This window comes from Mesorhizobium sp. M0960 (assembly GCF_040319055.1).
GTDB lineage: Bacteria > Pseudomonadota > Alphaproteobacteria > Rhizobiales > Rhizobiaceae > Mesorhizobium.
In genome coordinates this window covers 963,646-984,966 of the sequence record NZ_JAMYNN010000001.1, presented here as the reverse complement: position 1 = coordinate 984,966, position 21,321 = coordinate 963,646, and the positions used below count along the sequence as shown (strand labels likewise).

Sequence of the window (21,321 nt, the reverse complement as noted above, 5' to 3'; positions counted from 1 at the left end):
GCAGCAGCTTGCCGTCGGTTCGAGCCTATTTCGACGGGCAGGTCTTTGGCTGATCGAACAGCGACAGATTGACCAGCTTGCCGGTCATCGAGAACTCGCCATAGTCCATTACGAGACCGCGCGTGATGCCGTTCTCGTGCAGCTTGAAGCTGATCCGGTATTCCGGCACTTCCTCGCCGCCTTTGTCGGTATCGTCGAAATAGGCGATGTCAACCGGCCAGTATTTGTCGCTGGCGAGCTTGGCCAGCGCCGGCACTTCCGGATCAGTCTTGTCGGCATTGGCTTGCTTGCCGACGACGACGGTGGTGGTCATCACCTTGTTGGCATCCTCCGAGCCGTCGAACAGGTTGGTTTCGTAAAAACGCTCGCCCTTTTCCGCCTTGCCGATCATTTCAACCATTTGCTGGGTCGGGAACTGGGTCGCGGCGAGTTCCAGGCTGTTCTTCTCGGGCTTGTCGATTTCGACCTTGAGACCATTGGCCTCCTTCGTTGCCGTCCCCTTGACCTCCTTGTCGAGGTTCTGGTCGACAAAAGACTTGTTGACGAAGGAGAAGGTCTTGCCTTCGGCATCCTCGAAGGTGGTCATCTGCTGGTCGGTCAGCCTAGTATTGTCGTTGGTGACGATCTGGGTGACCAGGCGGAACTTTACCGTGTAGCCCTCGCAAGGCGAGCCATTGAACTCGTAGACCATACGGCCCGATATGCCGGTGATCCCCGAGCGATCCGACGCCTTGTCCAGGGTGATATCATAGACGGCACGGTGCGCCTGCAGCGCCGGCACCGCAAAAGCGGGAGCCGCCCAGGAAGCCGCTGTCAGAAGAACGGCGTTGAATGCGAGGCGCGTTGCGCGCATGGGGTGCTCCGATCATCGCGGCTAATGGCAGGCCGCATGGAAAGATGGTCCAGCTTAAAAAAAGTCGTGGCGGAAGCGAGGCAAAAATAGCAATTTCGGCCCGGCCTGCGCGGCACCTTCAAGCAATAGGGAAATAGCATGAGCGAAACAATCGAAAAGCGGCTAAGCGATCTCGGCGTGACGCTGCCGGCTGCCGCTGCGCCCGCCGCCAACTACGTTCCCTATTGCAGGACCGGCAATCTGCTGTTCACCGCCGGGCAGTTGCCGCTCAAGGAGGGCAAGCTCCAGGCGAGCGGGCTGCTTGGCCGCGATGTCGACACCGCGACCGGAAAGGAAGCCGCAAAATACTGTGCGATCAACATATTGGCGCAGGCCCAGGCGGCACTTGGCGATCTCGACAAGATTCGCCGCCTGGTGAAGATCACCGTCTTCGTCGCCTCGGCACCGGATTTTGTCGAACAGCATCTGGTCGCCAACGGCGCCTCGGATTTTCTCGTCGCCGTGCTCGGCGACCGCGGCAAGCACGCCCGCTCCGCCGTCGGCACCCCCTCCCTGCCGCTTAATGCCGCAGTGGAAATCGAAGCGATCTTCGAAGTCGAATGACCGGGACTGCGACCATGACCGACCTTTCCTGGCTGACTGCCCGGCCCGTCGCCCATCGCGGCCTCCACGACATGAACAAGGCGCGCTGGGAGAACACTCTTTCCGCCTTCGCCGCGGCAGCCGAGCGCGGCTATGCGATCGAGTGCGACGTGCACCTGTCATCCGACGGCGTCCCCGTCATCATCCACGATGGCGATCTGCGGCGGCTGACCGGCGAGGACGGCTTCGTCTGGCAGCGTACGGCTGCTGAGATCACGGCGCTGAAGGTCGGCGGCACCGCCGACCATTTGCCGACGCTGCAGCAGGCGCTTAATCTGGTCGACGGGCGTGTGCCGATGGTTGTCGAGCTGAAAGGCGCTGCCGGACACGACGAAGGCCTGGTCGAAGGCGTCGGCAAGATGCTCAAGCGCTATAAGGGCAAGACCGCGATCATGTCGTTCGACCATTGGCTGATCCGCGAGTTCCCGAAACATGCACCCGGCATACCCGGCGGGTTGACCGCCTACGGCAACGACAACCATCTGATCGAGGCGCATTTCGCCATGCTGGCGCATGACATCGCCTTTATCTCCTACGCCGCCGGCGACCTGCCGAACCGGTTCGTGTCGTTCGTACGTGAAAGGCTCGGCATGCCGGTGATCACCTGGACAGTGCATGACCAACCTGCCGTCGACCTGACCTTCAAATATGCCGACCAGATGACGTTCGAAGGATTCGAGCCCGATCTTGTGCGGCTTGCTTGAACGGGCTTGTACGGGTTCGCAGCGAGCTTAAGTAAGCCACATGGATCAAGGGGACGACTGCGACAGACAAACGGCGAATGCGGAGCTGTCGATCCGCATCGCCGCGGGCATCGGCGCCTTCACCAGCGCGGAATGGGACAGCCTTGCTGGCACTACGCGGGGCGAGGCAGAAAACGCCTACAACCCGCTTGTTTCATTCGCTTTTTTGAGCGCGCTAGAAGATTCCGGCTGCGCCGTTCGACGCACCGGCTGGCAGGGTCATCATCTCAGGCTGGAAACCGCGCAAGGCAAGCTGCTCGGTGCGGTCCCCTGCTATCTGAAGTCGCACAGCCAGGGCGAATATGTCTTCGACCATGGCTGGTCGGACGCATTCGAACGCGCCGGCGGGCGCTACTATCCGAAGCTGCAATGCGCGGTGCCGTTCACACCCGTCACCGGCCCTCGCCTGCTGGTCGGCAAGCGCGAGGACAGCCCCACCGTCAAGGCCGGCCTTGCGGCCGGCCTAAAGGCGGTGACGGATAAGCTCGGCGTGTCTTCCGCGCATGTCACCTTCGCGCCGGAGGATGATGTCCAGATCTTGGCGGCAGCCGGCTTCCTGCATCGCACCGACCAGCAGTTTCACTTCTTCAACGAAGGCTTTTCGAGCTACGACGATTTTCTCTCGACGTTGGCCTCGCGCAAGCGCAAGGCGATGAAAAAGGAGCGGCGTGAGGCGCTCGCCGACGGCATCTCGATCGACTGGCTGACCGGCAAGGATCTGACCGAAAAAGCCTGGGACGACTTTTACGCGTTCTACATGGATACCGGCAGCAGGAAATGGGGCCGGCCCTACCTCAACCGCGATTTCTTCTCCTTGATCGGCGAGCGCATGGCCGACGACATCCTGCTGGTGATGGCCAAACGCAACGGGCGCTACATAGCCGGCGCCATCAACTTCCTCGGTTCAGACGCGCTCTACGGCCGCAATTGGGGCTGCATCGAGGACCACCCGTTCCTGCATTTCGAGGTCTGCTACCATCAGGCGATCGATTTCGCCATCTCGCGAAAGCTGAAGGTGGTTGAAGCCGGTGCGCAGGGCGAGCACAAGCTGGCGCGCGGCTACCGGCCGGTGACGATGCATTCGGCGCACTACATCGCCCATCCAGGTCTGCGCAATGCAGTGGCCGACTACCTCCAGCGCGAGCGGCGCGAAGTCGAGCGGATGAGCGAATATCTGGAAGAGCACACCCCGTTCCGCAAGGACATGGCGGAGTAGCAAAACCCGCCCGATCGCTCAACCACGTTCGAGCCTGCATGGCCGATGTCGACCGATCGTCTTGCCCGCCCGCAACAGCTTCGCTACACGAGACCGCGAGCCAAGAACCGGAGCGTGCGCCATGGCCGAAGCAACCTACGACAGCAGCAACATTTTCGCAAAAATCCTGCGCGGAGAAATCCCTTCGCACCGCGTCTACGAGGATGATGCGGTCATCGTCTTCATGGATGTGATGCCGCAAGGACCGGGTCACACGCTGGTCGTGCCGAAAGCGCCGTCGCGCAACCTGCTCGACGCGGATCCGGCGGTGCTTGGCCCCCTCTTCGCTCACGTGCAGAAAGTTGCGCGGGCAGTAAAGAAGGCCTTCGATGCCGATGGCGTCACGGTCATGCAGTTCAACGAACCAGCTTCGGGCCAGACCGTCTACCACCTCCATGTCCATGTCATTCCGCGCTTCGAAGGCATCCCCTTGAAGCCGCACAGCGGACAGATGGAACAGCCTGAAGTCCTGGCTGAGAACGCCGGCAAGATACGGACGGCGCTGGCAAACTGAATCGGGGCGAAGCCGCTCGGCCGACACTCGACCACAAGCTTCATGAAAAAAGCCCCGTTGCCGGGGCTTTTTTACTTGCAGGATTGTCAGTTCTTACGCGGCAGTTGCGGCACCAGGCTGCGCTTGCCGCCATCCTTGCCCTTCGGCTCCGACTTCTGCGCCACTGCCTTTTTCGCGGCGGGCTTTTTCGCCCCCGCCTTCTTGGTTTTCGGCACGTCGTCCGGCTCTTCCTTCTTCGGTTTCACCGGCGCCTCGTCGGCGAGCGATTCGAGCTTCAGGCCGGTCTCGCCGGTTTCCTTCTTCTCGACGGTGACACGCACCGTGCCGCCCTTCTTGAGCTTGCCGAACAGCACCTCGTCGGCCAGCGGCTTCTTGATGTGCTCCTGAATGACACGGCCAAGCGGCCGCGCACCCATGCGCTCGTCATAGCCCTTGTCGGCCAGCCAGGCGATTGCATCCTGCGACAGGTCGAAGGTCACGCCGCGTTCGGAAAGCTGCGCTTCCAGCTGCATGACGAACTTCTGCACCACCTGATGGATGACCGGCACCGGCAGCGAGCCGAACGGAATGATCGCATCGAGACGGTTGCGGAACTCCGGCGTGAACAGCCGGTTGATCGCTTCGACATCGTCGCCTTCGCGTTTGGTCGAACCGAAACCGATCGCCGCGCGCTGCGCGTCGGATGCGCCCGCATTGGTGGTCATGATCAGGATGACGTTGCGGAAGTCGATCTGCTTGCCGTTATGGTCGGTCAGCTTGCCGTGATCCATGACCTGCAACAGGATGTTGAACAGGTCCGGATGAGCCTTCTCGACTTCGTCCAGCAACAGCACGCAATGCGGATGCTGGTCGACGCCGTCGGTCAGAAGGCCGCCCTGGTCGAAGCCGACATAGCCGGGAGGCGCGCCGATCAGCCGCGAAACGGTGTGGCGTTCCATATATTCCGACATGTCGAAGCGGATCAGCTCCACGCCGAGCGAGGCGGCGAGCTGCTTGGCCACTTCCGTCTTGCCGACACCGGTCGGACCGGAGAACAGGTACGAGCCGATCGGCTTTTCCGGTTCCCGCAGGCCGGCCCGCGCCAGCTTGATGGCCGAAGTCAGCGCGGTGATCGCGGTGTCCTGGCCATAGACGACGCGCTTCAACTCGATGTCGAGACCTTGCAGCACCTTCTCGTCGTCGGCGGAAACCGTCTTCGGCGGGATGCGCGCCATCGTGGCGATCGTCGCTTCGATCTCCTTGATGCCGATGGTCTTCTTGCGCTTGGCTTCGGGCACCAGCATCTGCGAGGCGCCGGTCTCGTCGATCACGTCGATCGCCTTGTCCGGCAGCTTGCGGTCGTTGATGTAACGGGCCGAGAGCTCGACCGAAGCCTTGATCGCTTCACTCGTGTAGCGAACCTTGTGGAACTCCTCGAAATAGGGCTTCAGTCCCTTCATGATCTCGATGGCGTCCTCGACGGTCGGCTCGTTGACGTCGATCTTCTGGAATCGCCGCACCAGCGCGCGGTCCTTCTCGAAGAACTGCCGGAACTCCTTGTAGGTGGTCGAGCCGATGCAGCGGATCGCGCCGGACGACAGCGCCGGCTTCAACAGGTTCGACGCATCCATGGCGCCGCCAGAGGTGGCTCCTGCCCCGATCACGGTGTGGATCTCATCGATGAACAGCACGGCTCCGGGATAGTCCTCGAGCTCCTTGACGACCTGCTTCAGCCGCTCCTCGAAATCGCCGCGATAACGGGTGCCGGCCAGCAGCGTGCCCATGTCGAGCGCGAAGATGGTGGCATTGTGCAGCACTTCGGGAACGTCGCCCTCGACGATGCGCTTGGCGAGGCCTTCGGCGATCGCCGTCTTGCCGACGCCGGGATCGCCGACATAGAGCGGGTTGTTCTTGGACCGGCGGCACAGCACCTGGATAGTCCGGTTGATCTCGCTCTCGCGACCGATCAGCGGATCGATCTTGCCAGCCTTGGCCTTGTTGTTCAGGTTGACGCAATAGGCAGTCAGCGCGTCCTGCTGCTGCTTCTTCTTGCCGCCTTCTTCTTGCGGCTCAGCTCCGCCCTGGCTGCCTTGCTCGTCGTCGGCGCCGCGCGGCGTCCGCGTCTCTGAAGCGCCTGGGCGCTTGGCAATGCCATGCGAGATGTAGTTGACCGCGTCGTAGCGGGTCATCTGCTGTTCCTGCAGGAAATAAGCGGCGTGGCTCTCGCGCTCGGCGAAGATGGCGACGAGCACGTTGGCGCCGGACACCTCCTCGCGGCCTGACGACTGCACATGGATCACCGCGCGCTGGATGACGCGCTGAAAACCGGCCGTCGGCTTGGAATCTTCATCGTAGCCGGTGACGAGATTGTCGAGCTCGGTGTCGATATAGGTGAGAACCGTATGCTTCAACTCGTCGAGATCGACGTTGCAGGCACGCATGACTGCGGCCGCCTCGGTGTCGTCGATCAGGGCGAGCAGCAAATGTTCAAGGGTTGCATATTCATGGTGCCGCTCATTGGCGAGCGTCAGCGCTTGGTGAAGCGCCTTTTCCAGGCCTTGGGAGAAAGCCGGCATGTTACCTCACTTCTTCTCCATCACGCATTGCAGCGGATGCTGATTCTGTCGGGCGAAATCCATGACCTGAGACACTTTGGTCTCGGCCACCTCGAATGTATAGACCCCGCACTCGCCCACCCCATGATTGTGAACATGAAGCATTATGCGTGTGGCGGCTTCGCGATCCTTCTGGAAAAAACGCTCCAGCACGTGAACCACGAACTCCATGGGTGTGTAGTCGTCGTTAAGGATGAGGACCCGATACAGACTGGGCTTCTTGGTCTTGGTTTTTGTGCGCGTGATGACGGCCGTGCCGCGACCGGCCTCATTGCCGTTGCTGCCGTTCTGCATTCGCACCACGTAGCTCGTGGCAGTCAAACCTGTAGTCACGTAGTCCTGCCTCTTTCGAATCCTCATGCATGCTCGACATGTAGGTGCTCGATGGACGATTTTAAGCCCTTCTGTTTAGCTGACAATATGGCTAGGTGGCCAAACTTGACCGATTTTTCAAATCGTGAAGACCGCAAGGACCCCGATTTCGAACTGGCATGAAAAAACCCGGCCGCGCGTTCGCGACCGGGTCTGTCTTTTGAGGCCCAGGGGCCGGCTTGGAACGTTCGTCGGAATTTACTTCGCCTTGGCGACAATCGATTCGAACGGCTTGTAGGCTTCCTTGGCGAGTTCGGCATAGAGATCGCCAAGCTTGGTGGCCTCGGTGACGAAGCTCTCATAGGACTGCTTGGCGTAGTCGGACTGGATTTCGATCGCCTTATCCAGCGACTTGGCGGAGAAGAGCTTCTCGACAACGGCGCTGCCGGCCTCAAAACTTTTCTTGGTGTACTCGCCCGCCTCGGTGGCGATGGCCTGCGCACCCTTGGACAGCGATGCAAAGCTCTTCAATCCGGTGTCGGCAAATTCCTTGCCGTATTTGCTGAAATCTTCATAGGTCTGGGTCATTTCACGCATTCCCTTGAACGGTTGCCTTTGGACGATGGACGCGCCTTGTCCGGGCCGCGTTGTGCAATGCGTGTAAATATATTGTGCAGTGCACAAAAAGTCAAGATTTCCGCGGCAATGCGCATCGTGAGCCGCCGGCAATCGCTAAGATTCGAATAAAGAGAGGCTCAATCCCGCAGAAAATGGTGAACGCGGCGGTTACCATAAACGGATTGGTAACGCTGCCCGCGTTAGCGTGGCCCGAGGTGAGGCAGGACCCTTTGCCGCCTCCAAGGCAACGGAAATTCAAAGGAACTATCAGTGCGTAAGGCGTTGTCGGGCTTCGTTTCCAAATCCGCGTCCCCCCTCAAAACGATCATGATTCTCGCTATGGCGATGAGCTTCGTCGTCGCGGACGCGGCTTCATCCATGGCGGCCAAGTCGGCGGCCATCGTCATCGATGCCAAGTCCGGCAAGGTGCTTTATTCATCGGATGCCGATGGCCGGCGCTATCCGGCCTCGCTTACCAAGATGATGACGCTCTATCTGACGTTCGAGGCATTGGCGAAGGGCAGGATCAGCAGGAATTCTCCGGTCGTGTTCTCGGCCAATGCCGCTGCCGAACCGCCAACAAAGCTCGGCGTCAAGCGGGGCGGCTCGGTCACGGTCGAGACCGCCATCCTGTCGATGGTGACCAAATCGGCAAACGATTCCGCAACTGCGCTTGGCGAGATGCTCGGCGGCAATGAGGCCAATTTCGCCCGCATGATGACCGCCAAGGCGCGGGCGCTGGGCATGCGGGGAACCGTTTTCCGCAACGCCAACGGCTTGCCTGATCCCGGGCAGTTCACGACGGCGCGCGACATGGCGCTGCTCGGTATCGCCCTGAGAGAGCATTTTCCACAATATTACGGCTATTTCTCGCAGCGCTCCTTTCTTTACGGGCGACAGCGCATCAACGGCCATAACCGTCTGCTCGGACGCATCAAGGGCGTCGACGGCATCAAGACCGGTTATACCCGCGCCTCCGGCTATAACCTGGTCTCCTCGGTATCGGATGGCGACCGGCGCATCGTAGCGGTGGTCATGGGCGGCAGGTCCGGCGGCAGCCGCGACAGCCAGATGGCCGGGTTGATCAATGCCTACATGCCAAAGGCGTCGTCGCGCGGCGGCGGCATGCTGATTGCCAAAGCCGGTGGCGGCAATCCGATTTCAGCCCTGGCCAAGGTGCTTCTGCCGAAGCATGACGCGCCGACGCCGGATAGTAAGCCGGACGACGATGCCGTTGCCTCCCTCGTCGAGGAAAATGCTCCCGTCGTTGAAGAAACCACTCCGGTCGTTCAGACCAGAAAGGTCAAGACGGCGGCCGTGGCGACAGCGGACGATGTGGCGACGGCCCGGGTCGCCGCAGCCTATGCCGAACCGGCTGCAGAGGTCGATCCGGTCAGCACGGCGTCGGTGCCATCCGGCTGGGCAATACAGGTCGCCTCTTCGCCAAAGCAATCCGAAGCAAAGGCTTTCCTCGACAAGGCGACGAAGCAGGTGCCCTCCGTTCTGGCCGATGCCTCCGGTTTCACCGTCGCCTTCGACAAAGACGGCGTCACCTATTACCGCGCCCGGTTCGGTGGTTTTGGTTCGAAGACCGCCGCCTGGAGGGCTTGTAACGCTTTGAAAAAGAAGAAGATCGAGTGCTACGCCGTCCAGCAGTAAGGGCGCGAAACGATATCTTTCCCGAAAGTTCTGCGTCGAAGGAGACTAGTTGTGATTGGAGAGCAAGACGTCCTTGGCTTCGTTGATCCGCGCCGCCAGGAAAGACGTGCCACCGATATCGGGGTGCAGGCGCTGCATCAGGCGGCGGTGCGCCTTGCGGACATCCGCCGCGGCAGCCCCCGCTTCAAGACCAAGGATCTTGTAGGCCTCCTCCTTAGTCATGGCGCCCGAACCTGGCGCAACACCCAGCCCTTCGCCACCATTCGCATCAGCGTCTTTGCGCCAGATGGGAAATCTGCCGTCAAGATACGTCTCTAGCAGCTGGCGGCTCTCCGGATCGCCGGAGAGCTCGCGATAAAGTTGCTGCAATTCGGCAAGCCCCATCGAGCCAAGCATCTTGCCTTCATGGCGCCCAGCCAGCACGAGGCCTTCGAGGCCGCCGGTGTCGTGATCGAGTTCCATCTCAAGCGCCGCGGTACGCACCGTCGAACGCTTGCCCGGTGCCAGTTTTGCGGCCGGCTGATTCATGCGCATGGAGCCATACCAGGCGAGCGCGGCCGACAGGATCAAGCCGCCGAGGCCCTCGCGCCCGACCAGCAGCACGGCAACGCCGACCAGCCCGAGCAGCACGGGTCCAAGGGTCCTCATGCCGCCTGCAAGCTTCCCCGGATCGGCGCGCAGGAAGATGGTGAGCATGCCGAGAAGCACCAGAAGCAATGCTACAAAAGCGATAATCGCGCCCATCAGTTTCCGCCGCCCCGCAGATGCTCGATCATCAGCCGGTCCTCCGGCCTGCCCCGGTCCTCCAGTGCTTTCAGACCGCCGGTCGCAAACACGGCGACGGACGAAAGCAGGCCGGCCAAGGTCGCGGCAGCCCGCCGATCAAACCGGAACCAGGCCCCTTTGGACAGCCGTGCAATTTCCTTGAACGCCTTTTCTGCACCGGCATCATGGCCTTCCTGAAAAACGAAGACAGGAACGCCGTGCAGACCTAGGCTACCGGCCTTTTCGGCCAGATCATCTATGTTTTCTTCCATCGCATCGCCGATATAGACCAGCGCGTTGACCTTGGCCGCCGCCGTCTGTTTCAGCGCATGGGCGAGCACCTTGCCGATCTGGGTGTGGCCGCTACGGCAGTCGATGCGCGTCATCAGCTGCTTCAGAGCTTCGGTATCGGTGACGAATGCGGAGGAACGGCACTCGCCAAGCCCGCGGAAATAGACCAGTTGAACCTTGAGCACCCCAGCCTTGCCGACGGCGTCGAACATCTCGGCCTGCAGCGCACAGGCGAGATCCCAGGTCGGCTGGCGGCTCATCGTAGCGTCGAGGGACAGGATCAGCCTGCCTGAACCGGTGGCGGATGCAGCGAGCGTCCTTGCCTGACGGAGAAAGGCGTCGATCTCGCCGGTGCTCGATTGGGACTCGACCGGCGCAGGATTGGCCTTTGCAGGCACGGGCTGCTTCTTGTCGCTCATGACATTCAAGATGTGGCGTTGTTCCCCAGCTTGCAAGCCCAGATCAGGCGACCTGCAGGACCGGTGATGATGGCAACTGCGGACAAGCGTTCGGCCGGTGCCCTTGGCGTTACGGTTCTTGGCGTCAGAGTAGGCCGAGATCGGCAAGCTCACGCCTGAGCTTCGGCGGCATTTCGATCAGCCCGGCTTTGCCCTTGCCGAGATCGGCCGGCGCGTCCGCCGGCTTCAGGTAGCGCCACCCTTGGAATGCACGGCGCGGCTGCCAGTCGGTGCGCACGACCTCGGGATCGAGGATCAGATGGCAGCGGCCGATGCCATCGTCATCAGTGAAGGGCCGGATTTCGGTGATCAGCTGACGGCATTGGACATTGCCCTTGACCACCCAGTAGAGCGAGCCGCCGTCGGTGATCTCGGCGCCGCGCGTCGGCACCATGCGGGTGGTGTGGTAGTGTTCGGCCGGTTCGCCGGCGCGGCGCCGCTCGTCGAGGCGGAAGGCAATCCACTCTTCCAGATCCTCGACGCTGTCACAGCCGACGCAAAGCTTTATGAGATTGAGAGACATCGTTTAAGGTTTAGCCCAGCACGCGAACGCGTCAACGGCCTGATCGACTTCTCCACAGTGGTGGTCCAGGCCGCCAGACTGGCGCTCAGCACTCCACGACATTGACGGCCAATCCGCCAAGGCTGGTTTCCTTGTACTTTTCGTTCATGTCGAGGCCGGTCTGGCGCATCGTCTCGATCGCCGCATCGAGCGGCACGAAATGAACGCCATCGCCCTTGATGGCCAGCGAAGCGGCGGTCACCGCCTTGACAGCGCCAAGCGCGTTGCGCTCGATGCACGGCACCTGCACCAGGCCGCCGACCGGATCGCAGGTCATGCCGAGATGATGTTCCAGCGCGATTTCGGCAGCGTTCTCGACCTGCTCGGGCGTGCCGCCCATGACGGCGCACAATCCCGCCGCAGCCATCGCCGAAGCCGAACCGACCTCGCCCTGGCAGCCTACCTCGGCCCCCGAGATCGAAGCATTGGTCTTGATGATGCCGCCAACGGCCGCCGCCGTCAGCAGGAAATCGCGGATACTTGGCTGGTCGGCTTCGGGATGGAAATGCAGCCAATAGCGCAACACCGCGGGCAGAGTGCCGGCCGCCCCATTGGTTGGCGCGGTGACGACACGGCCGCCGGCGGCGTTCTCCTCGTTGACCGCCATTGCATAGATCGACAGCCAGTCATTGGCGAGCAGCGGGTTGGGCCGGTTCTGCTGCCATTGCTCCTGCAACTTGTCGTGCAGCATCCGGGCACGGCGGCGCACCTTCAGTCCGCCGGGCATGATGCCGTCTTGCGACAGGCCGCGCTCGATGCATCCCTTCATGGCGCTCCAAATGCCGTCGAGGCCGGCGTCGAGCTCCTCGCGCGACATCTGCGTCTCCTCGTTGACGCGCTTCATCTCGGCGATGGAAAGGCCACTTTTCGCTGCCATTGAGAGCATTTCGACGGCGTTCTTGAACGGATATGGAACCTTCTTGCCTTCGGTTGTCGCCGAGCCCCTCGCCTTCATCCGCTGCAATTCTTCCTCGGAAACGACAAAGCCGCCGCCGATCGAATAGTAGACGCGCCTCAGCAGCAACCGGTCTCCGGCATCATAGGCAGAAAACGCCATGCCATTGGCGTGACCCGGCAGCGGCGTCTTGCGATCCAGCACCAGATCCGTTGCCGGGTCGAAACGATAGGACGGATGGCCGGGCGGCGAAATCCGCTTCTCGGCGGCGATGCGAGCGGCGATGCCGTCGGCGTGGTCAGGATCCACCGTCTGCGGCGTCTGGCCGGCGAGGCCGAGCACCACGGCGCGATCGGAGCCATGGCCGATACCGGTATAGGCGAGCGAGCCATGCAGGCTGGCCGCGATTCGGTCGACCCTGGCGTCGGCCGGACGCGGCCAGTCGTCTCCCGCAATCTCGTCGAGAAACCGCCGCGCAGCCGTCATCGGCCCCATCGTGTGCGAACTCGATGGGCCGATGCCGATCTTGAACAGGTCGAAAACCGAAAGGAACACGTGGGCGTTTTCTCCTGGGACCCTGTTGAGATCTACATATAGGAATTCCCATGATGTTTTCCGCTGTTTTGAAGATCGCGGCGCTGCGCCTGCCGACCTTGTTTGCTCCGGCAGCGACATTCCGGCTTCGGCCATCGAAGCGTCCCCTCCGCCTGTGGTAAAAGCACCGCATGAGCGATTCCTTTCATTTATCGACGGCCGACCTTGCTGCGCTGGGGTTCTTCCTTGCCGCGTGGGTGCTGCATACGCTCGCCGCCGACGGAATGCTGGTCAGCCGCATGTCGCTGACGAGGGCGATGAACGCGCAGCGCGAGGCCTGGATGAGGACCATGGCCGAACGCGAGATCCGCATCGTCGACACCGCCATCATGAGCGGCCTGCAACAGGGGACCGCCTTCTTTGCCTCCAGTTCGCTAATTGCGATCGGCGGCTGTTTTGCCTTGCTCGGCACTTCCGATCAGGTTCTCACTGTGCTGAGCGACCTGCCGTTTGGCGCCACATCCTCACGCGCCGCCTTCCAGACGAAGGTGTTCGGGCTGGTGCTGATCCTGGCCTTTTCCTTCTTCAAGTTCGGCTGGGCTTACCGGCTGTTCAACTATTGCTCGATCCTGATCGGCGCGGTGCCGATTCCGCATGGCGAGGCGTCGCGCAATCCGGTCACCGAAACGGCGGTGTGGCGCGCGGCCCGCATGAACATGCTGGCCGGGAAGCATTTCAATTCCGGGCTGCGCGGCGTGTTCTTCTCGATCGGTTATCTTGGCTGGTTCGTCGATCCCGCCGTTTTCGTGCTATCGACGCTGCTGCTTCTGGCGGTGCTGGTGCGCCGCCAATTTTTCTCGGCGGCGCGGCAGGCGGTGCTCGGTCAGCCGCCCGGCCCGGGAAAAGGCTGATCAATGCGGCCCGACAGCCAATAGGCGACGAGCCCGATCCATTCGCGAATCGCGATGGTCGTGGTCTGCAGCGCTTCGTTGGTAGATTTGCGGAACAGGCTGATACCTTCCTTACCGGAGGTGCGGTAGTCGACCGGCCATGGAACCGTCGGGAAGCCGGCTCTGTCGAACAGCGCCTTGGCGCGCGGCATGTGGAAGGCTGAGGTCACCAGCAGCCAGATCTCGCCGGGTTTCGGCGTAATCAGCCGCTTGGTGAAGACGGCATTCTCGTAGGTGTTGCGTGACTTGTCTTCCAGGATCAGACGATCGGCCGCCACGCCGAGCGCAGTGAGTACGCGTGGCGCCGTGGTTGAGTCGCCTTCGTCCTCACCGATTATTGCAACGGGGCCGCCTGAAATGACGACTCTCGCTGTCGGAAAACGCCGCGCCAGCACGGCTGCCTCGACAATTCGATCGCCACTGGCGTTGAGTTCATAACCGCCGCGAACGAAATTGATGGCGCCGTCCATACCGCCGCCGAGCACAACGATTCCGTCAACCCTTTCCGGCAGGGGTGGCTTAGGGAAACGCTCCTCGAGCGGATTGAGCATCACTGCGCCGAGCGAGGTCCATGCTGACAGTGCCAGGACAAGGAAGGCCAGCACGCTGCCGGTGGCAAATAGCCTTTTGCGCCCGACCAATGCCGCAAGCAATCCAGCCAGCAGCAGGATGATCGCGAGATTAAGCGGCTGGACGAAGAGCCACAGGACCTTGGAGACATAGAAGAACATCCCTCACCCCCTCAGATGAGAAACGATCCTACCACCATTTTTCCGGCTGAAATGTGCCGGCCGCCTGTTCGATGACATGGGCGGTCTGGAACAGCGTTTCCTCGTCGAAAGGCCGGCCGATCAGCTGCAGGCCGAGTGGCAGCCCCTTGGCGTCGAGCCCGGCCGGAACCGCGATGCCGGGCAAGCCGGCCATGTTCACCGTCACCGTAAAGATGTCGTTGAGATACATCTTGACCGGGTCGGCGGCCATGTCTTCGTCTGCGATGCCGAAGGCGGCGGACGGCGTTGCCGGCGTCAGGATGACGTCGACACCTGCGACAAACACATTTTCGAAATCGCGCTTGATCAGGTTACGAACCTTCTGCGCCTGCAGATAGTAGGCATCGTAGTAGCCAGCGGAAAGCACATAGGTGCCGATCATGATGCGGCGCTTGACCTCACGCCCGAAGCCGGCGGCGCGGGTCTTTTCATACATGTCGACAATGTCCTTGCCGGGCACGCGCAATCCATAGCGGACGCCGTCGTAACGGGCGAGGTTGGACGAGGCTTCGGCGGGCGCAACAATGTAATAGGCCGGCAGCGCGTATTTAGTGTGCGGCAGCGAGATGTCGACAATCTCGGCGCCGGCATCCCTCAGCCAGGCAATGCCCTTCTGCCACAACGCCTCGATCTCCTCGGGCATGCCGTCGACACGGTATTCCTTGGGGATGCCGACCTTCATCCCCTTGATCGAGCGGCCGATCGCCGCCTCGTAATCCGGCACCGGCAGGTCGACGGAGGTCGTGTCCTTCGGGTCGACCGAAGCCATCGACTTCAACAGGATCGCGGCATCGCGCACGTCGCGCGCGATCGGCCCGGCCTGGTCGAGCGACGAGGCGAAGGCGACGACGCCCCAACGCGAGCAGCGGCCATAGGTCGGCTTAATGCCGACCGTGCCGGTGAAGGCGGCGGGCTGGCGGATCGAGCCGCCGGTGTCGGTGGCGGTAGCGCCGGCGCACAGGAAGGCCGAGACGGCTGATGCCGAGCCACCGGACGAACCGCCCGGCACCAGCTGGGCATTGTCCAACGTGCGCGCGGTCCTGGTGCCGCCCGCCGAAACGAAGCCGCCCTCGCCCTGATGTGTCGTCGGCATTACCACCGTGTCGAGCCGCGAACGCCGCCACGGGTTGATGACAGGCCCGTAATACGAGGTCTCGTTGGACGAGCCCATGGCGAACTCGTCCATGTTGAGCTTGCCGAGCATGACGGCGCCATCCGCCCACAGATTGGCGGTGATAGTCGATTCGTAGCGCGGCTTGAACCCGTCAAGCACGTGGCTGCAGGCCTGGGTGTGGACGCCTTCGGTGCCGAACAGATCCTTGATGCCGAGCGGGATACCCTCGAGCGACCCGCCCTCGCCCTTGGCCAGTTTCGCGTCGGAGGCCTTGGCCATGTCGCGCGCTTTGTCGCCAGTGACCACCACATAGGCATTGAGCGCCGGATTGGCTCGCTCGATAGCCGAAAGATAAGCCTCGGTGACTTCGGTGGCGGTGATCTCCCTGGAGCGCAATTTGGCGCGGGCCTGCGAAATCGTCAGCTGGGTCAGGTCGCTCATCAGGCAAGACTCTTTTCGTAAAACACCGACCACTCGGAATTGGGATAATTCAGCACCGGCCCACAGCGCGAAAAACCGGCGCGTTCGTAGACGGTCCAGGCGGCGGGATGACGGTCGCCCGTCTCCAGCACCAGACGCTTCAGCCCTTCTTGGCGCGCCAAGCCCTCAATCCGCTCGACGATCATCGCACCGATTTTGCGGCCGCGATGCGAAGGCCGCGTATACATACGCTTGACCTCGCCGACGACAGCATCGTGGCGCTTCAGCGCGCCGCAACCGATGGCAAGGCCGTTATCGCGGGCGATGAAGACGGTCGTGTCGCGGTCCGCCATCTGCTCGACCGTCAAATGGTAGCAATGCTCCGGCGGCGTCAACTCCAGCAATGTGGCGTTGAGCTCCTCGACCAGCCCACGCACATCGTCCTGCAGCGGCGTCTCCGCGGCGATCTCGATTACCATCGGCCAGCTACTCCATGACCTTTGGCACGAGAAAGAAGTTCTCTTCGGTTGCCGGCGCGTTGGCGACGATGTCGGCTGCCTTGCTGCCGTCGGTGACGACGTCCTGGCGCTTCTTCATTGCCATCGGCGTGACCGAGGTCATCGGCTCGACGCCGGAAACATCGACCTCGTTCAACTGCTCGACAAAGCCCAAAATGGCGTTCAATTCGCCGGTCATGCGCTCTGCATCCTCCTCGCTCACCGCAATGCGGGCAAGGTGCGCGACGCGCTTCACGGTTTTAATATCAACGGACATGTTGTGCCTCGGGGAAAACCAGCGCTATAGCGGCGCAGCGCGTGCCGCGCAACATGCATCGTGCCGACAACTGCCCTACGGCATCGCCACGCCGTCGCAGAGGAAATAGCTGCCACCGTTGCCGCTCTGCTCGCTTTCGTCCGCGGCAGGCCGAACCGAAACCAGGTCGATCTGCTTCGGGTTCATCTGAGTCAGTGAGAGAACATCCGGAAAGACGTAGCCCGGCTCCTGGCAGATGGCGGTCACCGCCCAGCTTGGCGACCGTGTCGCCTTGGTGATCTGCAGGAACTCGCAGTTATATTCGATGCTTTCCAGTCCGTTTGCCGACAGTACGATATTGCCGCCCTCGATCACCGTCTGCAGCGTATCCTTTTTGGCCTGCGCGCAGAGATCCTCCGATTGCAGATAGATGCCCTCGATGAAATCCTCGGCGGCCAGCGCCGGCGATGCGGCAACCAGCATAGAAATGCAAAGAGAGTTTCTCAGACCCATGTCGTCATTCCGGTTCGCTATTCCTACAGCGTAATCGTCTCGCCGATCTTCGGCAACGCCACTTTCACACCCGATCCGTCCAGCCCGGCCACAAACTTGTCGGCGGTCTGATCTATCATCGGAAATGTGCCGAAGTGAGCGGGAACGACCGTCTCGAACTTGAAGAAACGCTGGCAGGCAAGAGCTGCCACCGCGCCACCCATGGTGAAGCGGTCGCCGATCGGCACGATGCCGATCTTCGGCTCATGCAACTCGTTGATCAGCGCCATATCGGAAAAGATGTCTGTGTCGCCCATATGGTAGAGCGTCTTATCCTCGGGGAAGTGCAGGACGAGCCCGCCCGGATTGCCGAGATAGGTGTTCTGGCCGCTCTCGCCTAGAAAGGACGATGAATGCAGAGCCTGAACGAAAGTGGTGGTGAAGCCGCCGCAATCGACGGTGCCGCCGATATTGCCGGGATTGATTTGCTTGTCACTGACGCCTTTGCCGACCAGGTACATGCAAATCTCGAAATTGGCGACAAGCATCGCGCCGCTTTTCTTGAGCACTTCGACGGCGCCGCTGATGTGGTCGCTGTGGCCATGGGTAAGCAACACGTGCGTGACCCCTTCGGCCGGCTCTTCCCAGCCGCCTGTCCATGACGGATTGCCGACCAGATACGGGTCGATGAGGATTTTCGCGCCTTCGATTTCGACGCGGAATGCCGAGTGTCCGTACCAGGTAAGTTTCATCAATGCCTTCCTCGATTTTTGCTTCGGTAGAGGCTAGAACACCGACGGCGAAATTAAAGTGCCGCGGCATATGTTGCGCGTATAGGAAGTGCGGCGTCGCGGTCAAAGGAAAAGCCGTTGGGCATCATCACGATCGAGGAGTTGCCGGGCCGGCTCGGCGGCGGCAAGACCCTGGCTGGGCTTGACCTCGGCGACAAGACGATCGGCGTGGCGGTTTCGGACCGCGGCTTGTCCTTCGCGCACCCGCGCCCTGTCATCATGCGCAAGAAATTCTCGCTCGATGCCGCGGTGCTGCTCGCTCTGCTGCAGAAGGAAAATGCCGGCGCAGTGGTGATCGGCCTCCCCATCAACATGGACGGCTCGGAAGGCCCACGCGCCCAAAAATCCCGCGCTTTCGTCCGCAACATGGCTGGATTGACCGATCTGCCGTTCGTCTTTTGGGACGAAAGGCTGTCGACGGTGGCGGCCGAGCGGACACTGATCGAGATGGATTTTTCGCGCAAGAAACGCGCCGGCAAGATCGATTCAGCGGCGGCGGCCTTCATCCTGCAGGGTGTTCTCGACCGGCTTCAGGCGCTCGGAGTCGATGCCTGGTCGAAATAGCGATTGCGCGTTGCCTTGATCCAGCTGCCGATCGCCTTGCGGCGGCGAAATGCCCAGAACGCCATCAGCAGCAGTCCGTCGAAGACGCAAGCCTTCGCCACCATGCCCGGGATGAGCGCCGGATCGACGCCGAGCATCTGCCCATAAAGCTGGAAAACGAGATCGTGCAATTGGCGGCTCAGCATGACATAGCCGAAATTGATGTCGTTGAGCGACAGAAAGAACCAGCCCCAGAACAGGAGGAGCGGAGCCGCCCACAGCGCGAACAAGGTGCGCATCAGCGATCGTCCCTCGAATCCGGCCGGCCCGAAATGCGGGCAAGCGAGGAATTGTACGCCGCTGCCTTGGCCATGATATGCGCGGCCGCGCGGATTTCGCCGGTCACTGGAACTGCCGCGGCAGCGGCTGAGCGCCGCTCGGCGAGCATCGCGACATATGACGCCAGAAGTGCCGCCAATTGCACGGCGACAACCATGAACAGCCCATTGATGCCTTGCGCAGCGCCGCCGATGACGATCAACGACAGCACGCCCGAGGCCGAGATGAAGGCGATCCGCACAACACTGTCGGCTGGGTCCGGGTTGGTGGCGTCGCTGGTCAATGCTTCAACAAAGGCCCAGCAGAACAGCACCGCGACGACAAGCAATGCCACGGCGAGCGGCGCCACGACGACGGCGTTTTCAAGATCGGCAAAGCGAGCGTTCTGGACGGGAACGCCGAGCACGCCAAGGGCCGCCGCGACGCCACGATTCCCATCGATGCAGATGAACGCCAGCAGGGCGAAAACGGCCGCCCAATGCAATGCCAGAAAAGAGCTCAAAATATGCCGCATGACGCTCCTGCTTCGCAGGACAAAGACCGCTCAGCCGAACAGTCCTTGCCTTAACCATAACACTGGGCTTTGCCACCGGCCGCCGCAATGGAAACCATTTGTTAAGGTTAACGATCATCCACAGGGCGCGCGAAAAAAAGCGGCTACGACCCGGGCGACGGCACTAGTTGATCGGCGGGTAGAGCGTGTCGATGATCATCCGCGCATCGTGGCGCGAATCGAGCATTCCATAGGTGTTGCGCCACTGGCCGGCGAGGCGCGTCTCGACGAAGGCGTCGGCGATCCGCCCTGCCCCCAGCCTGCGAAGCTCTGCCGCCGCCGCCGACAATGCCAATTGCTCGGTCAACAGCCGCGCTGAGCCCTCGTCGGTTGCAGCGACCTGCATTGCTGCCTTGAGCACGCCGACGGTGCCGCGTCCGCCAGCGCCGAGATCGCGGTCGATGCCGGCCAGCACGTCATCGAACAGGCCTGGCGCGCGGCCGAGCACTCGCAACACGTCGAGCGCCATGACGTTGCCTGAACCCTCCCAGATCGCGTTGACCGGAGCTTCGCGATAGTAGCGGGCGAGCGGCCCCTCCTCGACATAGCCATTGCCGCCGAGGCATTCCATCGCCTCATAGAGCAGCGGCGGCGCAATCTTGCAGACCCAGTATTTGACGACCGGCGTCATGGCGCGGGCGAAGGCCGCCTCGCCGCGGTCGCCGGCCGCCTCGTCGAAGGAGCGCGCCAGCCGGAACGACAGCGCGGTAGCGGCGGCAACGTCGAGCGCCATGTCGGCCAACACACGCTGCATCAGCGGCTGCTCGATCAGATTGGTTCCGAACACCTGGCGGTGGCGCGTGTGGTGGACGGCCTCGGCCAGTCCGGCCCGCATGATCGCCGAGGAGGCGACGGCACAGTCGAGCCGCGTCAGGGTCACCATGTCCATGATCGTCTTCACGCCGGCGCCGGGCTCGCCAACCATCTCGCCGATTGCATTGACGAATTCCACCTCGGAGGACGCATTGGAGCGGTTGCCGAGCTTGTCCTTCAGCCGCTGAAAGCGGAAGCCGTTGCCGGATCCGTCGCCAAGCAAGCGGGGAACCAGAAAGCACGACAGTCCCTCCGGCGCCTGTCCGAGCACCAGGAAGGCATCCGACATCGGCGCCGACATGAACCATTTGTGGCCGGTCAGGCGATAAAAACCGCTGCCGGCGCGCTCGGCCTTGGTGACGTTGGCACGAACATCGGTACCGCCTTGCTTCTCGGTCATGCCCATGCCGAGCGTCAGCCCGGCTTTTTCGACCGGCGGCTTTTGGCCCTGATCGTATTTGCGCGTCGTCACCCGAGGCGCCCATTCGCGAAACAGTTTCGGGCTGGCCATCAGCGCTGCCAGCGAAGCGCTGGTCATGGTGATCGGGCAAAGATGCCCGGTTTCGAGCTCAGCCGTGAGGTAAAAGCGCGCGGCGCGCACCTGGTGGCGGCGGCCGATCTCGGCGTCGCCATTCTCCCAGACCGACGAATGCAGCCCGTTGGCGACCGAGCGGCGCATCAGCGCGTGATAGGCGGGGTGGAACTCGACCTGGTCGATGCGCCGGCCCTGGCGATCATGGGTCCTGAGCTTCGGCGTCTCGACATTGGCAAGACGGGCCAGTTCCTGCGCCTCATGCGTCAAAACGAAACGGCCAAGCCCGTCGAGGTCCTTGCGCACCGGATCGGAAAAGCGCTCGGCAAGCTGGATCAGCAACGGATCGCCCCGCCAGGCGTTGCCGCCGGCCAGCGGCGGCGGCTGGTTGGTCACGTCGTCGGTCACGCTTCGTCCTTATCACCTGAAGTCTGCGAATCCAAAGTCATCGCGGTTTATAGCCTATGGCCGGCGGCGCGCGACGAAAATACCGGGGAGAACCGATCCAATCCCAAGCCGGTGCTTGCAGCCGCGGAGCCTCCCCCCTATAGCAGCG

The 21,321-nt window shown here is 62.0% G+C and carries 24 protein-coding genes; 7 read left to right on the top strand and 17 right to left on the bottom strand.

Going from position 1 to position 21,321, the window contains the following annotated elements; all coding sequences use genetic code 11:
* Positions 1 to 25: 25 nt before the first annotated feature.
* Positions 26 to 853 (bottom strand): cell envelope integrity EipB family protein, encoded by an 828-nt coding sequence (locus NKH63_RS04895; protein WP_023717738.1) that lies wholly within the window; start codon positions 851 to 853, stop codon positions 26 to 28.
* Positions 854 to 991: 138 nt separating this feature from the next.
* On the opposite strand from NKH63_RS04895, the gene NKH63_RS04890 reads away from it, so the two are divergent.
* The 4 genes from NKH63_RS04890 to NKH63_RS04875 all read left to right on the top strand — a co-directional run bounded on the left by NKH63_RS04890 (position 992) and on the right by NKH63_RS04875 (position 4,007).
* Complete coding sequence (locus NKH63_RS04890; RefSeq protein ID WP_023717739.1) at positions 992 to 1,456, top strand: RidA family protein; 465 nt, start codon at positions 992 to 994, stop codon at positions 1,454 to 1,456.
* 14 nt (positions 1,457 to 1,470) lie between these two features.
* Positions 1,471 to 2,199 carry a glycerophosphodiester phosphodiesterase gene (locus NKH63_RS04885; RefSeq protein ID WP_023717740.1) on the top strand — a complete coding sequence of 243 codons (729 nt, stop codon included), beginning with the start codon at positions 1,471 to 1,473 and terminating at the stop codon, positions 2,197 to 2,199.
* A gap of 40 nt (positions 2,200 to 2,239) precedes the next feature.
* Positions 2,240 to 3,454, top strand: a complete 1,215-nt coding sequence (locus NKH63_RS04880; protein WP_352482289.1) for a GNAT family N-acetyltransferase — start codon at positions 2,240 to 2,242, stop codon at positions 3,452 to 3,454.
* Between the two features lie 121 nt (positions 3,455 to 3,575).
* Complete coding sequence (locus NKH63_RS04875) at positions 3,576 to 4,007, top strand: HIT family protein (protein WP_352482287.1); 432 nt, start codon at positions 3,576 to 3,578, stop codon at positions 4,005 to 4,007.
* 86 nt (positions 4,008 to 4,093) lie between these two features.
* Here NKH63_RS04875 and clpA read toward each other — a convergent pair whose 3' ends face one another.
* The 3 genes from clpA to NKH63_RS04860 form a co-directional block, all read right to left on the bottom strand.
* Positions 4,094 to 6,562 (bottom strand): ATP-dependent Clp protease ATP-binding subunit ClpA, encoded by a 2,469-nt coding sequence (gene clpA, locus NKH63_RS04870; RefSeq protein ID WP_352482285.1) that lies wholly within the window; start codon positions 6,560 to 6,562, stop codon positions 4,094 to 4,096.
* Between the two features lie 6 nt (positions 6,563 to 6,568).
* Positions 6,569 to 6,895, bottom strand: a complete 327-nt coding sequence (clpS, locus tag NKH63_RS04865) for an ATP-dependent Clp protease adapter ClpS (RefSeq protein ID WP_023717744.1) — start codon at positions 6,893 to 6,895, stop codon at positions 6,569 to 6,571.
* 276 nt (positions 6,896 to 7,171) lie between these two features.
* The gene (locus tag NKH63_RS04860) at positions 7,172 to 7,501 is read right to left on the bottom strand and encodes a phasin family protein (RefSeq protein WP_023717745.1); all 330 of its coding nucleotides are present in this window, start codon (positions 7,499 to 7,501) and stop codon (positions 7,172 to 7,174) included.
* A 300-nt stretch (positions 7,502 to 7,801) separates the two neighbouring features.
* Here NKH63_RS04860 and NKH63_RS04855 point away from each other — a divergent pair, with 300 nt between their 5' ends.
* The gene (locus tag NKH63_RS04855) at positions 7,802 to 9,190 is read left to right on the top strand and encodes a D-alanyl-D-alanine carboxypeptidase (protein WP_023717746.1); all 1,389 of its coding nucleotides are present in this window, start codon (positions 7,802 to 7,804) and stop codon (positions 9,188 to 9,190) included.
* A gap of 45 nt (positions 9,191 to 9,235) precedes the next feature.
* Here the strand turns inward: NKH63_RS04855 and NKH63_RS04850 are convergent, their stop codons facing one another.
* From NKH63_RS04850 to NKH63_RS04835, 4 genes are all read right to left on the bottom strand, one after another.
* A complete protein-coding gene (locus NKH63_RS04850; protein ID WP_023717747.1) occupies positions 9,236 to 9,934 on the bottom strand; it encodes a DnaJ domain-containing protein in 699 nt (232 codons plus the stop codon).
* On the bottom strand, positions 9,934 to 10,665 hold the full coding sequence (locus tag NKH63_RS04845) for a vWA domain-containing protein (RefSeq protein ID WP_352482282.1): 732 nt from the start codon (positions 10,663 to 10,665) through the stop codon (positions 9,934 to 9,936). Before NKH63_RS04845 ends, NKH63_RS04850 begins: the two co-directional genes overlap by 1 nt.
* A gap of 124 nt (positions 10,666 to 10,789) precedes the next feature.
* On the bottom strand, positions 10,790 to 11,227 hold the full coding sequence (locus NKH63_RS04840) for a DUF1489 family protein (RefSeq protein ID WP_023717749.1): 438 nt from the start codon (positions 11,225 to 11,227) through the stop codon (positions 10,790 to 10,792).
* An 85-nt stretch (positions 11,228 to 11,312) separates the two neighbouring features.
* Entirely contained in the window at positions 11,313 to 12,716 is a 1,404-nt protein-coding gene (locus NKH63_RS04835; protein ID WP_352482280.1) for an L-serine ammonia-lyase, read from the bottom strand.
* Between the two features lie 170 nt (positions 12,717 to 12,886).
* Between NKH63_RS04835 and NKH63_RS04830 the strand changes: the two genes are divergently transcribed.
* A complete protein-coding gene (locus NKH63_RS04830; RefSeq protein WP_023717752.1) occupies positions 12,887 to 13,606 on the top strand; it encodes a DUF599 domain-containing protein in 720 nt (239 codons plus the stop codon).
* On the opposite strand, the gene NKH63_RS04825 is transcribed toward NKH63_RS04830, so the two are convergent.
* From NKH63_RS04825 to NKH63_RS04800, 6 genes are all read right to left on the bottom strand, one after another.
* Positions 13,579 to 14,376 carry a YdcF family protein gene (locus NKH63_RS04825; RefSeq protein WP_023717753.1) on the bottom strand — a complete coding sequence of 266 codons (798 nt, stop codon included), beginning with the start codon at positions 14,374 to 14,376 and terminating at the stop codon, positions 13,579 to 13,581. The two genes, NKH63_RS04830 and NKH63_RS04825, sit on opposite strands and share 28 nt — an antisense overlap.
* A 28-nt stretch (positions 14,377 to 14,404) precedes the next feature.
* On the bottom strand, positions 14,405 to 15,970 hold the full coding sequence (locus NKH63_RS04820) for an amidase (RefSeq protein WP_023717754.1): 1,566 nt from the start codon (positions 15,968 to 15,970) through the stop codon (positions 14,405 to 14,407).
* Positions 15,970 to 16,428, bottom strand: coding sequence for a GNAT family N-acetyltransferase (locus NKH63_RS04815; RefSeq protein WP_352482278.1), 459 nt, complete (start codon positions 16,426 to 16,428; stop codon positions 15,970 to 15,972). The genes NKH63_RS04820 and NKH63_RS04815 overlap by 1 nt, the downstream gene beginning before the upstream one ends.
* A gap of 7 nt (positions 16,429 to 16,435) precedes the next feature.
* The gene (gene gatC, locus NKH63_RS04810; RefSeq protein WP_352917650.1) at positions 16,436 to 16,723 is read right to left on the bottom strand and encodes an Asp-tRNA(Asn)/Glu-tRNA(Gln) amidotransferase subunit GatC; all 288 of its coding nucleotides are present in this window, start codon (positions 16,721 to 16,723) and stop codon (positions 16,436 to 16,438) included.
* Between the two features lie 75 nt (positions 16,724 to 16,798).
* Positions 16,799 to 17,215 (bottom strand): hypothetical protein, encoded by a 417-nt coding sequence (locus NKH63_RS04805; protein WP_023717757.1) that lies wholly within the window; start codon positions 17,213 to 17,215, stop codon positions 16,799 to 16,801.
* A gap of 23 nt (positions 17,216 to 17,238) precedes the next feature.
* Positions 17,239 to 17,946 carry a metal-dependent hydrolase gene (locus NKH63_RS04800; protein WP_023717758.1) on the bottom strand — a complete coding sequence of 236 codons (708 nt, stop codon included), beginning with the start codon at positions 17,944 to 17,946 and terminating at the stop codon, positions 17,239 to 17,241.
* 117 nt (positions 17,947 to 18,063) lie between these two features.
* Between NKH63_RS04800 and ruvX the strand changes: the two genes are divergently transcribed.
* Positions 18,064 to 18,549, top strand: coding sequence for a Holliday junction resolvase RuvX (ruvX, locus tag NKH63_RS04795; protein WP_023717759.1), 486 nt, complete (start codon positions 18,064 to 18,066; stop codon positions 18,547 to 18,549).
* On the opposite strand, the gene NKH63_RS04790 is transcribed toward ruvX, so the two are convergent.
* From NKH63_RS04790 to NKH63_RS04780, 3 genes are all read right to left on the bottom strand, one after another.
* Entirely contained in the window at positions 18,516 to 18,827 is a 312-nt protein-coding gene (locus tag NKH63_RS04790) for a DUF6105 family protein (RefSeq protein ID WP_023717760.1), read from the bottom strand. The two genes, ruvX and NKH63_RS04790, sit on opposite strands and share 34 nt — an antisense overlap.
* Positions 18,827 to 19,381, bottom strand: coding sequence for a hypothetical protein (locus tag NKH63_RS04785; RefSeq protein ID WP_352482275.1), 555 nt, complete (start codon positions 19,379 to 19,381; stop codon positions 18,827 to 18,829). Before NKH63_RS04785 ends, NKH63_RS04790 begins: the two co-directional genes overlap by 1 nt.
* 163 nt (positions 19,382 to 19,544) lie before the next feature.
* Positions 19,545 to 21,173: a DNA alkylation response protein gene (locus NKH63_RS04780; protein ID WP_023717762.1), complete on the bottom strand. Its 1,629-nt coding sequence runs from the start codon at positions 21,171 to 21,173 to the stop codon at positions 19,545 to 19,547.
* Positions 21,174 to 21,321: the final 148 nt, after the last annotated feature.